This window comes from Pseudomonas sp. GG8, from assembly GCF_052976945.1.
This window is the reverse complement of the sequence record NZ_JBRIIP010000001.1, coordinates 1,095,389-1,112,118: the sequence shown is the minus strand read 5'-3', so window position 1 is coordinate 1,112,118 and position 16,730 is coordinate 1,095,389. Positions and strand designations below refer to the sequence as shown.

Annotated in this window: 18 protein-coding genes; 5 read left to right on the top strand and 13 right to left on the bottom strand. The window is 58.3% G+C overall.

The annotated features are described in order from the left end of the window. The first annotated feature begins 19 nt into the window (after nucleotides 1-19). The gene (locus tag ACVBEG_RS05430; RefSeq protein ID WP_322178200.1) at nucleotides 20-670 is read left to right on the top strand and encodes a TetR/AcrR family transcriptional regulator; all 651 of its coding nucleotides are present in this window, start codon (nucleotides 20-22) and stop codon (nucleotides 668-670) included. Between the two features lie 57 nt (nucleotides 671-727). On the opposite strand, the gene ACVBEG_RS05425 is transcribed toward ACVBEG_RS05430, so the two are convergent. Beyond that, a complete protein-coding gene (locus ACVBEG_RS05425; RefSeq protein WP_322178199.1) occupies nucleotides 728-1,510 on the bottom strand; it encodes a class I SAM-dependent methyltransferase in 783 nt (260 codons plus the stop codon). 98 nt (nucleotides 1,511-1,608) lie between these two features. Between ACVBEG_RS05425 and ACVBEG_RS05420 the strand changes: the two genes are divergently transcribed. Then, a complete protein-coding gene (locus ACVBEG_RS05420; RefSeq protein WP_322178198.1) occupies nucleotides 1,609-2,229 on the top strand; it encodes an energy transducer TonB in 621 nt (206 codons plus the stop codon). Between the two features lie 15 nt (nucleotides 2,230-2,244). Here ACVBEG_RS05420 and ACVBEG_RS05415 read toward each other — a convergent pair whose 3' ends face one another. The 6 genes from ACVBEG_RS05415 to ppc all read right to left on the bottom strand — a co-directional run bounded on the left by ACVBEG_RS05415 (nucleotide 2,245) and on the right by ppc (nucleotide 8,779). Then, nucleotides 2,245-3,075 (bottom strand): isocitrate lyase/PEP mutase family protein, encoded by an 831-nt coding sequence (locus ACVBEG_RS05415; RefSeq protein ID WP_322178197.1) that lies wholly within the window; start codon nucleotides 3,073-3,075, stop codon nucleotides 2,245-2,247. 47 nt (nucleotides 3,076-3,122) lie between these two features. Next, nucleotides 3,123-3,992, bottom strand: coding sequence for a DUF72 domain-containing protein (locus tag ACVBEG_RS05410; protein ID WP_322178196.1), 870 nt, complete (start codon nucleotides 3,990-3,992; stop codon nucleotides 3,123-3,125). Continuing rightward, nucleotides 3,989-4,291 carry a hypothetical protein gene (locus ACVBEG_RS05405; protein ID WP_219061199.1) on the bottom strand — a complete coding sequence of 101 codons (303 nt, stop codon included), beginning with the start codon at nucleotides 4,289-4,291 and terminating at the stop codon, nucleotides 3,989-3,991. The genes ACVBEG_RS05410 and ACVBEG_RS05405 overlap by 4 nt, the downstream gene beginning before the upstream one ends. A 151-nt stretch (nucleotides 4,292-4,442) precedes the next feature. Beyond that, nucleotides 4,443-5,123, bottom strand: coding sequence for a tRNA (adenosine(37)-N6)-threonylcarbamoyltransferase complex dimerization subunit type 1 TsaB (tsaB, locus tag ACVBEG_RS05400; protein ID WP_322178195.1), 681 nt, complete (start codon nucleotides 5,121-5,123; stop codon nucleotides 4,443-4,445). Between the two features lie 86 nt (nucleotides 5,124-5,209). Continuing rightward, nucleotides 5,210-5,857, bottom strand: coding sequence for an adenylate kinase (gene adk, locus ACVBEG_RS05395; protein WP_322178194.1), 648 nt, complete (start codon nucleotides 5,855-5,857; stop codon nucleotides 5,210-5,212). A gap of 285 nt (nucleotides 5,858-6,142) precedes the next feature. Then, on the bottom strand, nucleotides 6,143-8,779 hold the full coding sequence (ppc, locus tag ACVBEG_RS05390) for a phosphoenolpyruvate carboxylase (RefSeq protein ID WP_322178193.1): 2,637 nt from the start codon (nucleotides 8,777-8,779) through the stop codon (nucleotides 6,143-6,145). Nucleotides 8,780-9,028: 249 nt separating this feature from the next. Here ppc and ACVBEG_RS05385 point away from each other — a divergent pair, with 249 nt between their 5' ends. From ACVBEG_RS05385 to ACVBEG_RS05375, 3 genes are all read left to right on the top strand, one after another. Beyond that, nucleotides 9,029-9,373, top strand: coding sequence for a pilin assembly protein (locus ACVBEG_RS05385; RefSeq protein WP_322178192.1), 345 nt, complete (start codon nucleotides 9,029-9,031; stop codon nucleotides 9,371-9,373). A gap of 284 nt (nucleotides 9,374-9,657) precedes the next feature. Then, nucleotides 9,658-10,071 (top strand): DUF4398 domain-containing protein, encoded by a 414-nt coding sequence (locus ACVBEG_RS05380; RefSeq protein WP_322215252.1) that lies wholly within the window; start codon nucleotides 9,658-9,660, stop codon nucleotides 10,069-10,071. Between the two features lie 70 nt (nucleotides 10,072-10,141). Continuing rightward, nucleotides 10,142-10,927, top strand: a complete 786-nt coding sequence (locus tag ACVBEG_RS05375; protein ID WP_322178190.1) for an OmpA family protein — start codon at nucleotides 10,142-10,144, stop codon at nucleotides 10,925-10,927. A gap of 116 nt (nucleotides 10,928-11,043) precedes the next feature. On the opposite strand, the gene ACVBEG_RS05370 is transcribed toward ACVBEG_RS05375, so the two are convergent. The 6 genes from ACVBEG_RS05370 to lysS all read right to left on the bottom strand — a co-directional run bounded on the left by ACVBEG_RS05370 (nucleotide 11,044) and on the right by lysS (nucleotide 16,649). Then, nucleotides 11,044-11,373 carry a hypothetical protein gene (locus ACVBEG_RS05370; protein WP_322178189.1) on the bottom strand — a complete coding sequence of 110 codons (330 nt, stop codon included), beginning with the start codon at nucleotides 11,371-11,373 and terminating at the stop codon, nucleotides 11,044-11,046. Beyond that, nucleotides 11,370-12,305 carry an alpha/beta hydrolase gene (locus ACVBEG_RS05365; RefSeq protein ID WP_322178188.1) on the bottom strand — a complete coding sequence of 312 codons (936 nt, stop codon included), beginning with the start codon at nucleotides 12,303-12,305 and terminating at the stop codon, nucleotides 11,370-11,372. Before ACVBEG_RS05365 ends, ACVBEG_RS05370 begins: the two co-directional genes overlap by 4 nt. Nucleotides 12,306-12,349: 44 nt before the next feature. Continuing rightward, a complete protein-coding gene (locus ACVBEG_RS05360; protein ID WP_322178187.1) occupies nucleotides 12,350-13,627 on the bottom strand; it encodes a flavohemoglobin expression-modulating QEGLA motif protein in 1,278 nt (425 codons plus the stop codon). A 32-nt stretch (nucleotides 13,628-13,659) separates the two neighbouring features. Further along, nucleotides 13,660-14,205 carry a hypothetical protein gene (locus ACVBEG_RS05355; protein WP_322178186.1) on the bottom strand — a complete coding sequence of 182 codons (546 nt, stop codon included), beginning with the start codon at nucleotides 14,203-14,205 and terminating at the stop codon, nucleotides 13,660-13,662. Between the two features lie 25 nt (nucleotides 14,206-14,230). After that, on the bottom strand, nucleotides 14,231-14,962 hold the full coding sequence (locus ACVBEG_RS05350; protein ID WP_322178185.1) for a TetR/AcrR family transcriptional regulator: 732 nt from the start codon (nucleotides 14,960-14,962) through the stop codon (nucleotides 14,231-14,233). Nucleotides 14,963-15,146: 184 nt separating this feature from the next. Beyond that, the gene (gene lysS / locus ACVBEG_RS05345) at nucleotides 15,147-16,649 is read right to left on the bottom strand and encodes a lysine--tRNA ligase (protein WP_219061188.1); all 1,503 of its coding nucleotides are present in this window, start codon (nucleotides 16,647-16,649) and stop codon (nucleotides 15,147-15,149) included. Between the last annotated feature and the right edge of the window lie 81 nt (nucleotides 16,650-16,730).

The window sequence follows — 16,730 nt, the reverse complement described above, 5'->3', positions numbered from 1 at the left end:
GTCCACTATTAAAACGACGATGCCTGACAATTCATTACTCCGTCCCCCATTAAGCGCTTCGGGCCCCGGCCGCCCAAAGGACTTGGCAAAGCGCCAAGCCATTCTTAACGCCGCGAAAAACCTGTTCGTGCGCAACGGTTACGCCAGTACCAGTATGGATGCCGTGGCCGCAGAAGCCGGGGTTTCCAAGCTGACGGTTTACAACCATTTCACCGATAAAGAGACGTTATTTTCCGCTGCGGTGGTGGCGCGCTGTGAGGAGCAACTGCCCGAGCTGTTTTTCGAAATACCCCATGGCATGCCTGTAGAGGCACTGCTGTTGAAGATTGGTCGGGGCTTTTACGCGTTGATCAACAGTCCTGACTCGTTGGCGCTGCATCGATTGATGGTCGCACCGGGCAGCCAGGACCCTAAGCTATCGCAGATTTTTTTCGAGGCCGGCCCCCAGCGAATTCTGCTGGAGATGGAGCGCTTTCTGACCCAGATCGACAAAGCCGGGAGCCTGAGCATCGACAAACCAAACCTCGCTGCCGAGCACTTTCTGTGCCTGCTCAAGGGCGCATGCAATTTTCGCCTGCTGATCGGCTGCGGCGACCTGCCGGACGAGCACGACGCTGAAGCGCATGTTCAGGAAGTCGTGAGCTTGTTTATGCGGGCTTATCGGCCCTGACGATCATTTGTAGCCTTCAGCAGCTCCTGCGGACTACCGAAGGCAGCTAAGGCGATATCAGCCCTTCAGCGCCTTCTTCGGGTAGATGTCGTAGCGGCTGGACTTTCCATCCAGCGCATAACTCGGCTTTGGCCCGTCGATGCACGGCGCCTTGCGTGGGCGTTTGACCACGACCCGGTGAGTGGCGAGCGCCAGTGCAGCTTCCAGCAGCGCTGGCGCATCCATGTCATCGCCCACCAACGGCCGGAACAGGCGCATTTCCTTTTTCACCAACGCGGTTTTTTCTCGATGAGGAAACATCGGGTCAAGGTAGATCACTTGCGGTGGTTCGCCCTCCCAGGCGCGGATCAAGTCGATGGAGTTGCCGGTCAACAGACGCATCTGGGCGATGATCTGCCCCACTTCACGATCCCGCAGGCCACGGGCCAGGCCATCTTCAAGCAAGGCGGCGATGATCGGCTGACGCTCGATCAGGCTCACGTTGCACCCTAGGCTTGCCAGCACGAACGCGTCCTTGCCTAACCCCGCTGTCGCATCCAGCACTCGAGGGCGAACGCCGGGCTGGATGCCGACCGCTTTGGCGATCATTTGCCCACTGCCACCACCGAACAAGCGTCGATGAGCCACAGCCCCTTCGACAAAATCCACTCGCACCGGGCCCGAAGAGTCGGCGCCTAGTTGCTGTAGCTGCAAACCATCGTCCGTCACTTGCAGGGCGAATTCTGCTTCGACGTCCTCTAACGGCAGGCCGAGACGTTGTGCCCAGTCCAGCGCCTGCGCGTGTCCGTTGCTTGTCAGGGTTTCAACCCGGATGCGGCTGCCCGTGTGTTGCTCACTCATGTGCCCATACGCTCAACTAATTTGTTAATGATCGGCAACATTGGCCGATAACAGGAGTATCCGGCATTTTGCCAGAGCCGGACGGTCAACTGAGCGCTATGTCTGATATTCAACCCTCACCGATAGGCTATTTGTCGCACGCAGGCGACTACAGCCTCCGCAATTCCCGAGCCTTGGGCGGCGTTACCCAGCTCTGGCAGGATGCGTTTGCCCGTGCGATGGCCGAGCAAATCGGCGATAACACCGAGGTTTCGACTGAGTTCAGCACCCTTGCAGCAAACGCCAGCGGCGAACCGCTGAGTGGCACTGACACCCTTGGGCAGATCGTCGATCAGCGCGACTGCGCGGTTGCCGACGTACAGCGTACCCCCCCAGAACATCTGCACCTGCCCATTGCCGAGTTTGAACTCGACCTGCTGGACAAGCCGGCCGAACCGTTCACTGTCGCAGACATGATCGCGCAGCAGCGGCAGCTGAATTTCGAAAGTGGCTGGGTCCGCCCACTGGTGCTCAACCCTCCTCAGGCGGATACACACCCTGGCCTCGGCCCCCAACCGCGTCCGTTGCACTTGCCCATCGCCGAACTCGAATGGGACCTGGCAGACAAGCCCGCCCTGCCCCTCGAGCCAGAGACCATCACTGCTCAGCAACGTCATCTGGATTACGAGAACGGCTGGGCTCGGCCTATTATTCTGCAAAACCTGCGCATGGCTGCGTAACCACCGCGTCGAACACTACGCGCTGAACAGTGTATTCAATTGAGCGAACGGCAACGCCTGTTGGCCATAAGTGAAGGTGCCTTGCTGACTGATTTCTTGAGCCGCGCGATAAAAGCCGCCCAAGGCAGCCCTTGCCAAAGATGAGCCCACGCTGATCCGCTTGACCCCGCAAGCGCTCAAATCAGCAACCGAGAGCGTCACACCGCTCAGCCCCATTATTACGTTAACCGGCCTTGGCGCTACGGCGCGTACTACAGCGATGACTTCGTCGCGCGTACGCAGCCCCGGCGCGAATAGTACGTCCGCACCCGCCTCGGCGTAGGCTTCAATACGGCGTAAGGTATCCGCGAAGTTCAGACGGCCGTGCAGCAGGTTCTCGGCACGGGCGGTTAGCATGAAGGGGAAAGGTAAGCTGCGCGCTGCGGCAACGGCAGCTTTGACCCGTTCCACTGACAATTCGAAGGCGTAGATCGGGTTGTCGGCATGACCACTGGCATCTTCAATCGAGCCGCCAACGATACCTAATGCAGCGGCTTTCAGAATCGTATCAGCGCAGCCTTCGGGGCTGTCAGAGAAGCAGTTTTCCAAGTCCGCGGCCACTGGCAATGCCGTGGCGTTGACGATTGCGGCGACATTATCCATGGTCTCCTGCCGGCTGACCGCACCTTCTGCGTCGGCACGCCCCAGTGTGAATGCAAGACCCGCACTGGTCGTGGCTAACGCCTCGAAACCCAGCGAAGCGAGCAACTTGGCCGAGCCAGCATCCCAGGGATTGGGGATGACAAAAGCCCCCTCTCGTTCATGCAAGGACTTGAAACGTTGGGCGCGAAGTAACTGCGAATCCATTTGCACACTCCTTGGAGACTGACGGTTTATAGTCGAAACTGTCGACCTTACAGCAAGCCAAGTTGCTGCGCGACGGGCTCTCTTTGCAACGTCGCCAGTGGCGGTAATCCCGGCAGACGAGCCATCAATTGCTGGTGAAAACGCCGAGCAAGGTCTGGCGCCTGGAGGTTGTCGGGGGTGTGCAGGAACACATATGGCGTGCGCCCTTCTTCAATCCAGCCCGCTACTTTCTCCACCCACGGCACAAGAAACGGGTCGTTGGCCTGGAGCAATGGATGGCCGATAAAGCGCACCTGAGGGAATTGTGTCAGGGCAGCAGGGCGTGGAGGGACTTTGGGCTTTTTCGATTGCGCATGCAGCACGGCGGGATCGGTCGATACACAGCTGAATAGCGCACGGGGATCGAGGCAAATACGCTCCACACCCCGGTCCAGCAGTAATCGATTGAGCATCCGCTCTTCATCGCCCTTGGCAAAAAATGCCAAGTGACGGACCTCGACCGCGAGCGGTCGCTCAATAGCATCGATAAAGCTGACCAACTCAGCCAGACGCGCTGGCCCGAAGCTGGCGGGCAACTGCAGCCACAGGGGCGCGACCCTTTGGCCCAGCGGTGCGAGCAGCTGGATGAAGTCCTCAGCGGCATGCAGCTGTTGACGCAGGTCGCCGCCGTGGCTGATGTCGCGATGAAATTTGGCGGTGAAGCGAAAGGTTTCAGGCAGGCTTTGCGCCCAGCGTTGAACAATGACCGGCGAGGGCCGCGCATAAAACGTGGTATTGCCTTCAACGGCGTTGAACACCTGCGCGTACAGAGCCAGAAAATCGTTGGGCCGGGCACTTTCGGGGTACAGCGACTCACGCCAGGCGTTTTCACTCCAGGACGGGCAACCGAGGTAATACGGAAGTGGGTGAGAATTCAAACGTGAAGATCGAGGCCCAACACTTCCAGATCCCAATCGACAAAGCTGGCCGTGGTGAGATAACTGGCCAGCGCATAGGCGACGCGATTGCTGACGGAACGGGGGAATATCATGTCTTGCTGGCGAGCCGGGACGTTGCTCGTGGCTGAAGCTTGTGCGCGGGACGACTTGGCAGGCACTTTGGACGGAACTTCGATCTCGCTGTCCACTTCTTCGAAGGAACCCTCAACCGTCGCAGTGCCTTTGCGAGGCTTGCGCTTTATGGGGTAGGAGCGTGATGAGGGTCCGTCTATGCGCATTGATGCGTACTCGGCTTTTGATAATGGCAATCTAGCTGCACGGACGATACTTGGCAAATATCCGAACGATTACTAGACCACATATTGCTCAAAAGGTTCTAAAACGCCGATAAAGTGTCGCATTTGCATCAGTTACAGGTGACATAGGAACTCAGAGTGGTCGAGCTTTGGGTGTCGCCACTTTGTCACGCAGGTAAATCGGTTGCGCGTCATCGGCCACAATAGCTTCACCGCGCTGCCAGGCGAAGGTGGCCAGCGTCAGCAAATCCTGCGCATGGGGCAGCATTCCAGCATCCTGCCCTGCCAGCTTGACCGCGATCCGATCAGCGTAGCCCCAGCCAGTCCCTGCGCCAAACCAGTCGCCCGTCGAATCGACAGGTAAACCGGCGTGTTCCGGCGGCAACACTGCTTCGGCACCGACCAGACGCATTTCACCCGCTGTTTCACGGTAGCAGCCCCAATACACTTCATCCATGCGCGCATCGATGGCGGCAGCGACCTGTCGGGCACCGTGTTCACGGAAAGCGCGTTGCGCCAGTACCGCCAGGTTCGACACCGGTAACACTGGGCGCTCCAGGGCGAAAGCCAACCCCTGAACGACACCAATCGCGATCCGCACACCGGTAAACGCGCCGGGACCACGGCCGAAGGCAATGGCGTCGATGGCGGACAGGGCAATTCCCGCCTCGGCCAGCAGATCCTTGATCATCGGCAACAGGCGCTGGGCGTGCAGGCGCGGAATCACCTCGTAGTGACTCCACACCTTGCCATCGTGCAGCAAGGCGACAGAGCAGGCTTCAGTGGCGGTATCCAGGGCCAGCAAGGTGGTCATCGGTGTTTCCGTCATGATCAAAAAAGTGCAACAGTATAAACAACTACGGCCCGCAAGCGGGCCGTAGTTCATTCCCAAAAGCGCTATCAGCTCAAAGCAGCCAGCACCTTGGCGGTAATGCCTTCAACTGAACCAACGCCCTCGATATGGCTGCACTTGGGCTTGCCATTCGCAGCGCTGAGCTTCTGGTAGAAGGCCACCAGCGGTTTGGTTTGAGCGTGGTAGACCTCCAGACGATGACGCACGGTCGCTTCGACGTCGTCCTTGCGCTGAATCAGAGGTTCGCCGGTAACGTCGTCCATGCCTTCAACCTTTGGCGGGTTGTAGATCAGGTGATAAACGCGCCCGGAGCCTTCGTGAACACGACGACCGGAAATACGCTTGACGATTTCTTCGTCATCGACTGCGATTTCGACCACGTTGTCGATCTCCACGCCAGCTTCTACCAAGGCTTCTGCCTGGGGAATGGTGCGTGGAAAGCCATCAAACAGGACGCCATTGACGCAGTCAGGCTGAGCAATACGGTCCTTGATCAGGCCGATGATCAGGTCATCGGAGACCAGACCGCCGCTGTCCATGACGCTCTTGGCTTTCAAGCCTAATTCGGTACCGGCCTTGACTGCCGCGCGCAGCATGTCGCCAGTGGAAATTTGCGGGATACCAAATTTTTCGGTGATGAATTGTGCCTGAGTACCTTTACCGGCCCCGGGAGCTCCCAGCAGAATCACGCGCATCGATGTGCTCCTCAATTTTTATATGGATATTGTCAGACTCGCCTCATGGGGCCAATCTCAAAAAAGGGATTCAGCCGAAGATTGGCTAAAGGCTGATCAAGATACACAGCAGACTATCCCCACACAAGCTACCAAAAGTCGCAGCAACTCGTGGCGTACCGGCACCCAAAAGTACCCCCGCCAAAAGTTGCGACGGGGTGCAACCTTATAAGGATGCGTCGCCAAAGGTCACTATCTTGCCACTTTATGACAGGCGCCGCCCACCCCGGGTAGCGCCCGACACCCTCAACCTGTGTTGCGCAATCCGGCAGCGATGCCCGCCACAGACACCAGTAACGCCTGTTCCAAAGGACTGTCCAAAGTCGCCTCTCGCTTGCGCGAGCGGGCCAGAAGCTCGGCCTGAAGCAAATGCAGCGGGTCCAGATACGTGTTGCGCAGACTAATGAACTCCAGCGTTTCAGGGCTATGTGCAAGTAGGCGAGATTGGCCCGTGAGTCCCAGGACCGTGGTGCACGCCTGCGACAATAGGTCGCGCAAGTGCGCGCCTAAATGTTGCAGACGGGCCTCCACCAACCGTTCGTCATACATTCGGGCAATATCGCTGTCGGCTTTGGCCAGGACCATCTCCAACATATCGATTCGGGTACGAAAAAAAGGCCACTGCTCACGCATCTGAGCCAACAGGTCGCTCTCGCCACGCTCCAGCGCCTTACTCAGCGCCGCTTCCCAGCCGAGCCAGGCGGGCAGCATCAGGCGGGTCTGGGTCCAGGCGAAGATCCATGGGATCGCACGCAGACTCTCCACCCCACCTTCGCGGCGCTTGGCCGGGCGACTGCCCAACGGCAAGCGGCCTAATTCCTGCTCAGGGGTTGCCTGGCGGAAATACTCAACGAACTCAGGGTTCTCGCGCACCACCGCGCGGTATGCGCTGACGCCGTCAGCCGACAAGTGATCCATCATCTGCCGCCACGCAGGCTCTGGCATGGGCGGTGGCTGCAAGGTCGCTTCGAGCACCGCCGCCAGGTACAGGTTGAGGTTTTGCTCGGCAATGTCCGGCAAGCCGAACTTGAAGCGAATCATCTCGCCCTGCTCAGTGGTGCGGAAACGCCCGGCCACCGACCCCGGCGGTTGCGACAGAATCGCCGCATGCGCAGGACCACCCCCACGCCCGACGGTACCGCCGCGACCATGGAACAAGAGCAATTCGACCTGTTGCTCGCGGCAGATCTCCACCAGGTTTTCCTGCGCCCGGTATTGCGCCCAGGCAGCCGCCGTAGTGCCGGCATCCTTGGCCGAGTCGGAATACCCGATCATCACTTCCTGCGGGCCATGCAGGCGCGAGCGATAGCCCGGCAGGCTGAGCAGGTGCTGGATCGCCGGACCCGCGTTATCCAGGTCGGCCAGGGTTTCGAACAACGGCGCCACACGCATCGGCCGTTGCAGCCCGGCCTCTTTGAGCAGCAGTTGGACCGCCAACACATCGGAGGCCGAGCCCGCCATCGAGATCACGTAGGAGCCCAATGAGGCTGCCGGTGCCGCCGCCACTTCCCGGCACGTGGCTAGGACCTCGGCGGTATCGGCAGCCGGTTTGAAGTGACTCGGCAACAGCGGCCGCCGGTTGTTCAGTTCGCGCAGGAGGAAGGCGATGCGGGTTTCTTCATCCCATTCCTCGTAACGACCGAGGCCCAGATAGTCGGTGATTTCAGTCATTGCCGCGCTGTGGCGACTGGCGTCCTGGCGCACATCCAGACGCACCAGAAACAGACCGAACGTGACGGCGCGCCGCAGGCAGTCCAGTAATGGACCGTCGGCAATCACGCCCATGCCGCACGCGTGCAGCGACTGAAAACACAGTTGCAGCGGCTCTAGCAGATCACGGTTGTTCTGCAGAATGTTATCGGGCGCCGGCTGCGTGACGGCCAGGGAAGATTGCGCCCAGTTACGGGTCGCTCGCAGGCGATCACGCAGTTGCTTGAGCACGGTTCGGTAGGGTTCGGCGCTATCACCCGCCGCCGCGCGTAACTCGGCGCTGGCCTGCTGCATAGAGAGTTCAGAGGCCAGTTGTTCGATGTCACGCAGGTAAAGGTCCGCAGCCATCCAGCGCGCCAGCAGCAAGACTTCGCGGGTGACCGCTGCGGTGACATTCGGGTTGCCGTCGCGATCACCGCCCATCCACGAGGCAAAACGGATCGGTGCGGCCTCCAGCGGCAAGTGCAGCCCGGTCGCGGCATGCAAAGCACGATCTGCCTTGCGCAAGTAATGGGGGATGGCATGCCACAGCGAGCGCTCAATCACCGCAAAGCCCCACTTCGCCTCATCGATGGGGGTCGGGCGTGTGCGGCGAATTTCTTCGGTGTACCAGCCTTCGGCGATCAATCGCTGCAAGCGCACTGTGATTTGTTCGCGCTCGGCGGCATTCAGGTCGCGATGATCAAGCGCCGCCAGCTGCTCGGCGATGGCGTCGTACTTTTGAATCAGCGTCCGTCGTGCGACTTCGGTCGGGTGAGCGGTCAACACCAGCTCGATTTCCAGCTTGCCCAACTGTCGAGCCAAGGCCTCGGGGCTATGCCCGGCTTTTTTCAGACGCTCAAGCAATTCAGGCAGTACGCGGGATTCAAAGGGCTGAGGCTGGGAATCATCGCGCCTGTGGATAAGTTGATATTGCTCGGCAATATTGGCCAGGTTCAAAAACTGGTTGAACGCTCTTGCCACCGGCAAAAGTTCATCCTCACTCAGCTCGTCCAGGCTTGAACTCAGCTGCTCGGTGCCCGCCGCCGAATCACGGCGCCCGGCTTTGGCCGCCTTGCGGATACGCTCGATCTTGTCGAGAAATTCAGCCCCGTGTTGCTCACGAATGGTGTTGCCCAACAGCTCACCCAACAGGTGAACGTCCTCACGCAAACGTACATCGATATCAGCCATAAGCCCTTCTCTCCAGCGTTTCTGGACCGGTACTGCTCAGTCGTGACAGAAATCAGACTGAACAAGCGCGCAAAAATCTGATCTAGCAAGAGTGCACAGAGCAGCAAGCTCTGACAAGCGCGCAACCGTATGCTGTTGTTCTGTGGCTAACATTCTACGCAGATAGAGCTAATCTCAAGAATGAGCCACACAACGGCTTACTGCCCCGATTGCACCCGCCACAAGTGGGTTAATAACCCTGAGGTCCATATGAAAATCCGTGAACTCGCACAACACTGGGAACAGAATGCAAAGGGACGCCTGACCAATACCGGCTATGCGATTCATTTGGACGTCGAATCAGCCGCTCGCTTGGCTGCTATTTCCGAGATGTACCCCAAACGCCTTCCCGAAGAGTTGCTCGGCGAACTGATTGGTGCTGCACTCGAAGAGCTCGAAACCAGCTTCCCCTACGTGAAAGGCAACCATGTCGTGGCCACCGATGAAGAGGGTGATCCACTCTACGAAGACATTGGTCCTACCCCGCGCTTTCTCGCGCTGTCGCGACGTTATCTGCATGATCTGACCGAACAGGCCGACACGCAAAACCACTGATCGAAACATAGCTCCCATCCCTTCCTGACCCTCACATACCGGCTGCCTTTTGCGGCCGGCGTGCCTGCGCGCGCCCCCATGAGTCTCACGCTAGAGCCTCCGCAGAATGGATCCAAAAACATCATCCATTTAAAAACCTGACTGAACTATTCAAAAAACGAATAGGTCACAGCCAATAGCCATCACAGGAAAAGCCCTGGTAGCAGTTGGCATGGACACTGTTATTGCACACGCGTCAGGCACATGACTGTCATGGAAAATCAAGCGTTCTCAGGAGTTACCCAATGGAGTTGAACACCATGAAGATCAGCACTGCCTACACCTCGTTTAGCAACCTGCGCGGGTTGAAACTTGCTGCGCTGGCCCTCGGCAGCAGCTTGGTACTGGCCGGTTGTGCTGGCAATCCACCGACCGAGCAGTACGCCGTGACTCAATCGGCCGTGAACAGCGCCGTAAGTGCTGGCGGACCCGAGTTTGCCGCCGTGGAAATGAAATCGGCGCAGGACAAGCTCAAGCAAGCAGAAATGGCCATGCACGACAAAAAATACGACGAAGCCAAACGTTTGGCCGAACAGGCTGAATGGGACGCCCGCGTAGCTGAACGCAAGGCTCAAGCGGCTAAAGCCGAGAGAGCGGTCAAGGATGCCCATCAAGGCGTTGATGAATTACGAGAGGAAGGCATGCGTACCTCGCAATAAGCGCGGCCTCGCCCACTCCCTCGTGCATTCGTAATCACGTGCTTCGCAATTGATTTAAAGGACGAAAAAAATGACGCATAAACAACTGATGATCCCTGCCCTTCTGGCGCTCAGCGTTGGCCTGGCAGCCTGCTCTTCACAGCCAAACGTGAATCTTGAGCAAGCACGGACCAACTTCTCGGCCCTGCAAGCCAACCCGCAAGCCAGCAAAGTGGCTGCGCTGGAAACCAAGGACGCCAGCGATTGGCTGGATAAGGCTGACAAGGCCTACCAGAGCAAAGAAGACCAGAAGAGGGTCGATCAACTGGCTTACCTGACCAATCAGCGGGTCGAAGTCGCCAAGCAAACCATTAACCTGCGCACCGCCGAAGGCGATCTGAAAAACGCTGCCGGACAACGTGCCCAAGCGCGTCTGGATGCGCGCGATGCCCAGATCAAGCAACTGCAAGCCAGCCTGAACGCGAAGCAAACCGAGCGCGGGACCGTGGTGACATTCGGCGATGTGCTGTTCGACTTCAACAAGGCTGATTTGAAATCCAGCGGTCTGGTCGACATCAACAAGCTTGTCCAATTCCTTCAGGAAAATCCGGACCGCAAAGTGATTGTCGAAGGCTACACCGACAGCAGCGGTTCGGCGGCGTATAACCAGTCTTTGTCCGAGCGCCGTGCCAATTCGGTAAGAATGGCTCTGGTGAAAATGGGTGTCAGCCCTGAGCGCATCGTGGCCCAGGGTTATGGCAAGGAATACCCGGTTGCCGATAACACCAGCAACTCGGGTCGCGCACAGAACCGGCGTGTGGAAGTCACCATTTCCAACGATAACCAGCCTGTAGCTCCGCGTTCTTCGATGCATTAATCGACTGACGTAACCTAAAAAGCCCTGCCTGCGTTCATTCCGCAGGCGGGGCTTTTTAGTGCCTTACCCGATTCAGCGGTAAAGCTCGATCTGTACGTGTCGGTCGGGCGACGGCGTTATGGCTGCAACTGCTGCGGTGTTTCTTCGCCAGCGCAGCGCACAGCTTGTTTCTTACTGTTGATCAGCACGCCGCTGAGGCCTTTCTGCTCGGTGTTGAACAGCACCAGAACGCCGTCAATGCACTGCGCCACTTCGGCAGCAGGCTCCAGAGCAATTTTGTAATCCTCCCCGGGGATGGTCTTGAGCATGGTGAACTCGCTGAGCAACAGCGCGTCCTCAGGCTTGGCGAAATGCAGGTAGCCGTAGTACCAGAGGACACCGACAGTGCCCAGAATGGTGCAGATACCGGTGATGACCATGGGAATTGCGTTACGTTCTTCGCTCATTGCGGACTCTCTGAATGTTCAATTTCTGAATTCTGTTGTGCACGCAGCGCACCCGAGTGGCTGGGGTAATTCGGAACTTCGGCTAGACGCCGCAGGCCATTGAAGTGCTGCGGATCCTCTAGGTAGCGCACCATCACCTGACGCCACGTAGGGTCAGAGAATGTCTGCACATGCCCGCCACGCGTCAACTGCAGGACTCGTGGAGGGGGCGCAGCTTGATACAGACTGATGCCGTTGGAAAGGGGCACCATCGAATCATCCAGGCTCTGGAAAATCAGCAGCGGCGTTCCGCTCAGCAGTGGCAGGCCCCTGATCGCGCTGTCTGCGTCAGGAATCAGCCACGACAGCGGTGTTTGCAACGGCCAGGTCAACCATGAGGTGCTGAGGGTATACCGGGCAACATCGCGGTAGCTGGCCGGTGTTCCGTCAAGTATCAGCGCCTTGACCCGAGCGCGCTGTTGCGGATGTTCAGCCAGATAGTGCACCGCTATCGCACCACCGAGACTTTGCCCGAGCACCACCAGAGGCTTGCCTTGCACCTCGGGCGCGCGGTTCAACCAGGAAAACGCGGCGTCGACATCCTGATAGATCCCCTGCAGGCTCGGCTCGCCTTGCGACATGCCGTAACCGCGGTAGTCCAGCAGCAGCACCTGATAGCCCTCCTCCGGCAGCCACCAACTGCCACCCAGGTGCCAGGCCAGATTGCCGCCATTGCCATGCAAGTGCAGCACCGTGCCCTTGACCGGAACCCCGGCCTTGGCCGGCAGCCACCAGCCATGCAACCGGGTACCGTCAGCCGCCGTCAGGGTCACGTCGCGATAGGCCAGGTGGGCTCTATCAGGAGTAAACGGCTGGCCCGGCTCAGGGTAGAACAGTAAGGAACTGCAGCCGGTGAGGGTCAGGAGCAATGTGAGGATGCCCAATAACTTCACGCTTCAATTCCCTTTTGATGTGGTTGACTTGCTCGCCATGAGGCCTACAGGATGTTCGAGTAGTCAGCCTCAATCCGGTCCAGGCTCAAATGGTTGAGGAAGTTGGAGAAGCACATCCATGCGGACAAGGCGTTCATGTCCCGGAACTGTTCAGGCAGGTATTTCGGCGGCGTCACCAACCCTTCATCGACCAACTGGCGCAAGGCGCGCATGTCTTCCAGGGTGGTTTTGCCACAGAATAACAACGGTATCTGCTCAAGCTTGCCTTTGCGCACGGCCAACTGAATGTAGTTGTAAACCATGATGAAGCCCTTGAGGTAGGACAAGTCTTTCGTAAATGGCAGACCATCGGGCACCGAACCACGGAATACGCGACTAGCGTTGCCGTAGCTTTCGGACATGCCAAAGCCTTGCTCACGATAGAACTCGAAAACCTGCAAGAAATCAGCGCCCTCCTCGGCCATGTGGATGGCGCGAGTGCGGTTAGTCAGCTTACGCAAGCGGCTTGGGTATGAGGCGAAAGCAATCACTTCCATCAGAATCGCCAGGCCTTCCTGGGTCACCGTGGACGACGGCGGCCCCTTGGACAGGAACGTGCAGATCGGCTGATTCTGGCCATTGAGGGTCGTGCCGACATGCACCAGCCCTTCGTGCACTTCCAGCGCCCGCACGTCTCGCTCGTTAAACATCGCATCGGAGCGGATCTTGATGTAATCGGCACCGGCCGCCGCGTCGGCGACGATGCCATCGGATTCGAACACACGAATGGTCTCCTCCGCTTCACCAAACACCTTGTTCAAACGGGTTTGCAGCATACTCACCGCATCTTTGGCGGTGAGCGTTTTCGGCTCGTCCTTAAGGTCCCCGCGCCCGGCGATATTATTCAGGTAATCGGAGAGCATCAGGCCCAGATCCGCGAGCGTCGGGTCGCCCGCATGGAAGGCATCCGACGCAGCGCCATAAAGCTCTTGGGAAATCAGGCCGAAATCCGCTGTGCCACGCGCTTCAAGCATACGGATGACCATCCGGTACTCCTTGCACATGCGCCGCATGATCTGCCCGACCGGGTTGAACTGACCCAACTGGCGGGTGATGTCACGCTCGATGTTCTGGAATTCCAGCTTCACCGCGTTGGAGTCGAACGCCAGTGGCCGGTTGTCATAATAAGCGCGATCCACGGCGGGCATTTTCTTGCCCTTGGCCTCGAGAAAACCTTTGCGAATACTGTCGTCCCACTTCACCGCGTCAAGGACACGAATCGGTGTCTGAGCCACGACAATGCGGTCTGACAAGGCACGAATAATCTGCTGGTAATCGTCCACCCTGAACTCCTTGTTTGGTTAGGCGTGTCGCCCTACTTGGGCAAGCGCTGATACCGCGCCACTTCGAGAAAAACATCGGAGTTGGCCGGATCGTCGAGATAGGCAAATACCTGATCGAGAGGGCTGGTGATCAGCACGCCATCGCCCTTCTCGGTTTCCAGCGTTTCGCCAGCCAGGGTTTTCTGTTCGATCAGCTGATTGACCCGATCGACATCGAGGTTGTAGACCACCAGTTCATGGTTTTCGGTCAACTCGAAACCTGCAATGACGAAATTAGCACCGTATTTCTGCGGCAAACCCGCCGACAGGTACCAGCGACTGCCATGCCGAGACACGGTGAATGCGTATTCATCGCGGTGTTTGCGATCACCCGTGCGGTAGCTGACGGCCTGGTACTGATGGACGCCCGTGCGCGTGACTTCAAGTTCGAGCGCTTCACCCCAGGCGTTTTTGCTGGCCCATTTGCCAAGCATGGCTTTGGGTGCCGCATCGTTGGCGGGTATCGGGTCCTTGAAGGTCACCAGGCAGCCGCTCAATAACACGAACGACAAGGCAATGGCCACGCGCCAAGCTTTCATCGGGTTTTCCTGAACATACGCATATTCACTCGCAAACAGGTGTCGTGGTCCCCAACACCAGATGCAGGTGGCGGGTGAGGATGCCGAGCATTTCTTCGTCTGCGTGAGGCTGCGGGCCGTGGAGCAGGCCCTGATATTCCATCCGGCTGATTATCCCCGTCAACACTTGTGCATCCTGATGCGGTTGCGAAGACCCCATCACCTGGAAGAATTGACCTGTACCTTGCAGCAAAATCTCCTGATGTGCACTGACCAGCAGGGCCAGTCTCGGGTTGAGCAAGGCCTCATGGTGGAAGGCGTGCTCGGCGATCAGATGCTCGCGGCGCGTCATCAATTGGCGACGCACGTACTCCATGGTCATCAGGGCGATTTCATCGGCCAGGCGGGCTCGAGCGCCAGGGCTGCCATCGCTTCGGGCAACCATTTCACGCAGGATCACTTCGGTGTTTTCCCACAGCTTGGCCATGTAGGCCGCGCTGCGCTCGACGTATTGGGCAAAAGCATCGGTGAGCAGGTCATCGATGTCTTTGAAGTAATAGGTCGTGGCTGACAGGGGCACGCTGGCTTCGGCGGCCACCGCACGATGACGCACGGCTCGCACGCCATCGCGAACGACAATGCGCATGACCGCGTCGAGGATCTCCTGTCGGCGCTGCTCACTGCCCTGTCGAATGGCCTTGCGACCTTGATACTGAACACTCTGCGCTACGGCTGTGGCAACGCCAGCAGCCCCCTTTTGAGCGATCGCACGGTTCACAACAGGTTTTCCTTTTTGGTTGTAGCCTGGACGGACGCCTTCGCGGACACGTCCGCTCCTACAGAGATACTGCGGTCTACTGTGGGAGCAAGCTTGCCATTACGCGTCCCGCTGCGAATGGCTTCACGCGGGTTGTCTGACGAATACAAAAAAGCCGCCCTTGCGAGGCGGCTTCTTCACATTTTTACGCTTGTGGGCGCATGTGCGGGAACAGAATCACGTCACGAATCGACGGTGCATCGGTGAGTAGCATCACCAGCCGGTCGATGCCGATACCTTCACCGGCCGTTGGCGGCATGCCGTACTCCAGCGCACGCACGAAGTCAGCATCGTAATGCATGGCCTCATCGTCCCCTGAATCCTTGTCGCGAACCTGAGCCTGGAAGCGCTCGGCCTGGTCTTCCGCGTCATTCAACTCGGAGTAGGCGTTGGCGATTTCGCGGCCACCGATGAACAGCTCAAAGCGGTCGGTGACGTTCGGGTTGTTATTGTTGCGACGTGCCAGCGGCGACACTTCGAACGGGTATTCGGTGATGAAGGTCGGTTGTTCCAGTTGGTGCTCGACCAGCTCTTCGAAAATCATGGTCTGCAACTTGCCCAGACCTTCGAAGCCTTTAACGGCAGCACCGGCTTTCTTGGCGATAGCACGCGCCTTGTCGATGTCTTCAAGGTCGGCCGCAGTGATGTCCGGGTTGTACTTGAGGATCGACGCGAACACCGAAATACGCTGGAACGGTTCGCCGAAATGGAACACTTTGCCCTGATAAGGCACGTCGGTACTGTTCAGAACCAGCTGTGCCAGCTCGCGGAACAACTCCTCGGTGAGGTCCATGTTGTCTTCGTAATCAGCGTATGCCTGATAGAACTCAAGCATGGTGAATTCGGGGTTGTGCCGAGTCGAAACGCCTTCGTTACGGAAGTTGCGGTTGATCTCGAATACACGCTCGAACCCGCCCACCACCAGACGTTTGAGGAACAGCTCTGGCGCGATACGCAGGAACATGTCCAGGTCGAGTGCATTGTGATGCGTTTCGAAAGGCTTGGCCGCAGCACCACCCGGGATGGTCTGCAACATCGGCGTTTCCACTTCAAGGAAATCGCGCTGCATAAAGAAGCTGCGAATGTGCGCAATGACTTGCGAACGAACGCGGAAGGTGTGGCGTACTTCTTCGTTGACGATCAAGTCAACGTAGCGCTGACGATAGCGGGTTTCGGTATCGGTCAGGCCATGGTGCTTGTCCGGCAGCGGGCGCAGGGACTTGGTCAGCAGCCGCACGTTGGTCATTTCGACATACAGGTCGCCCTTGCCGGAACGCGCCAGGGTGCCTTCGGCGGCGATGATGTCACCAAGGTCCCAGGTTTTGACCGCCGCCAGGGTTTCTTCTGGCAACGTCTTGCGGTTGACATAGACCTGGATGCGACCCGTCATGTCCTGAATCACCATGAACGAGCCACGGTTGAGCATGAGGCGACCCGCGACCTTGACCGGAATCGCTGCAGCCAACAGCTCTTCCTTGGTCTTGTCGACATACTGCTTCTGCAAATCATTGCAGTAGCTGTCGCGGCGGAAGTCGTTGGGGAAGGCCTGGCCCTTGGCGCGCTCGGCAGCAAGCTTTTCCTTGCGCAGGGCGATCAGGCTGTTTTCTTCCTGTTGCAGGTCTTGCGGGTCGAGTTGTTGGTCGCTCATGTCTTAAATTTTCCATCGCAGGTTCGTTGCCCTCGCCATCAGGACGAGGGACTTGAATCGGGGCTGCTGTATCAGGGCTTG